The sequence below is a fragment of the Catenulispora rubra genome (assembly GCF_015356825.1).
Lineage (GTDB): Bacteria > Actinomycetota > Actinomycetes > Streptomycetales > Catenulisporaceae > Catenulispora > Catenulispora rubra.
On sequence record NZ_JAACYW010000570.1, the window covers coordinates 1 to 2,372 of the forward strand.

Annotated in this window: 1 protein-coding gene and 1 pseudogene; both read right to left on the reverse strand. The window is 72.1% G+C overall.

What is annotated here, in order from left to right:
- Window positions 1–1,361: hypothetical protein (locus GWK61_RS54095; RefSeq protein WP_438939838.1), on the reverse strand; the 1,361-nt coding region annotated here is incomplete at its 3' end.
- Window positions 1,362–1,417: 56 nt separating this feature from the next.
- Window positions 1,418–2,372, reverse strand: a pseudogene (locus GWK61_RS54100) (hypothetical protein); the annotation flags it as partial.

Genomic DNA, 2,372 nt, shown 5'->3' on the forward strand with positions numbered 1-2,372 from the left:
GCCTGCGTCGGAGGCACCGGCGGTACCGGCTGCTGGCCCATGGCCTGGGCGATCGGCGGAACGGCCTCGGCGGCCTGGGTCGGGGCGACGAACGGATTGGGCGTCGGCTCGGCGGACGCGACCGCCGGGAGGGGCAGCGACTTGGTGGCGGAATCGTCCGGGGAGGGGATCTCCTCGGTCGAGTCGGTGGGGATCGCGGCGGCGGCGGATTCCAGGTCGAGCGTGGGGACCTGGCGGGTCGTGGTGGAGTCGGTGTCGGGTGCGGCGGCGACTAGAGGAACCTGCCGGGTCGCGGTTTCGTCGGCGGGGGATTCCAGGGTGGCGGTCTCGCTGTCGGACGCCGGGACCGCATCCGCGACGACCAGGGGGACCTGCCGGGTCGCGGCTTCGTCGGCGGAAGGCGATTCCAGGCTGGCGGTCTCGGCTTCGGGCGCCGGGACCTCGTCTGCTGCGATGACCGGCACCTGGCGAGTGGCCGCGTCGTCAGCCTCGGCGTCCTCATCAGCCTCAGCCTCAGCCTCGGCGGTGTCATCGTCCTCGGCCGCAGCCTCGACCTCGTTCTCGCCGGTCTCGGCCAGCAGCTCCGTCGCCGACATCGTCTGCGTCGGCACCTCGCTCGACTCGATCGGCTGCGTCGCGTCAGCATCGTCGTTGTCCACCGCATCGGCTGCGGCGCTCGCCGCCTGTGCCTCGTGCAGCGTGTCGGTGCCGTGCACGGTCGCCAGCGGTGCGCCCAGGCGCGACAGCTCCGCGAAGGTTCTGTCCAGCGTGCTCGCGCGGTCGGAGTCGGGCTGCGTCAGGCCGGTGATCAGGGCCGTGAGCTGCGGTTGGCGCAGGGGTCCGGGGCCGGCTTCGGTGGCCGGGTGGCCTTCGGCCGCCAGGTGCAGGGAGGCGCCGAGGGTGGGGAGGTCGTTCTCCGTCGTCTCGATCGGGAGGAGGAGGACCTGGCCGTCGTCGGTGAGCAGGATGTGGTCCGGGGCCGCTGAGATGCGGGGGCCGTTTGCGGACAGCGTTGTGGTCGCGCCGGCTGCGATGAGGAGGACCTGCTCGGCGGGGAGGGCGCCCCACTGCGCCACGGCGTCGGACAGGGTGCGGGCCGCTACCGGCTGGGTCACCAGCCAGGCGCCGGCGTCGCCGGTCGCGGTGGCGGTGACCGGCGGGGTGCCGGGGCGGTCGCGCCAGCGGTCGGTGTTCAGGGGGTCGGGGGCTGCGGCTTCGGCGCCTGCCTCCCCCGGGGGTGCGACCGGTACCAGCAGCACCTCGGTGCCGCCGCCGGTCTCGTCGTGCGCACGCCACGCCGGCCCCAGCGGCTCGCCGGTCCGGTATCTTCCGGCGACCAGATCCCCACGCTGCACGGACAAGGCCCCGCCCTCCCTCGTCATCAGGTCCCTGCTATCTCGAGTTGTTGCACCGCGACTTACTGCACCGCGACCTGCGGTCCGCCCTGCTTCGCCGCGCTGGTGGCGGCCGGCTTCAGCCAGGACTGGGCCGACGCGTCCGTGGTGAGGTTGATGTAGAGCGACACCGCGTGGACCAGGTACCGGTGGTCGGGCTGGATGTAGCCGTACTGCTGCGCGCTGCCGGTGTTCTTGCCGGAGCCGCACACGTCCGAGCCGGGGCCGGTCTTGGGGCACCAGATACCCCAGTCCTCGACGGTGAACGCGTTCTTGCCCTGCATGGTCTGGAAAGCGGTCTTCGCGGTCTGCGCGTCCGGCAACGGCAGGACCGCCACGTCCACCAGGATCCGGCCGGTGCTGTCGGTGTACGTGCCGATCGCCTGGTTCTGGCACTGGTACTGCGTCAGCATGGCCTTCAACTGGGCACTCTCATAAGAGTTGACGCACTTGTCGGTCCAGCGGTTCGTCGCGGTGTACACCACGCCCTTGTCGTCCGTGAACGACACCGGCAGCAGCGAGTCCGGGGTGAAGGCCGTCTGGTCCGTGGACGAGGTGTCCCACGTCGCCGGGTCCGTGGAGCTCGACGTGCTCGACACGCTCGGGCTCGACGACCCGGACGTGGTCGGGTCCTGCGACGAGTTCGGTCCGTTCGTCACCGCGCCCGAGGACGAGCCCGACAGCGGGTTCGGCGCCGACGACTGGTTCGACGTGACCTGGCCGCCCGGCGTGTTCGCGTTCTGGTTGTCGCCGCTACCGCCCCCGCCGGACAGGGCGATCGCCGCGACGATGCCGCCGACGACCACCAGCGCGCCGATGCCGAGGCCGACGTTGCGCCCGGTGTTGTTCTTCGGGGCGGACATGGGCGCGGACTGGAAGCCGGAGCCCGGGCCCATCGGACCGTTGGGGCCGCCCGGACCGCCCGGCCCGAAAGGCAAGCCCTGCGGCGGATAAGGAGTCTGCGAACCGCCGTTGAAC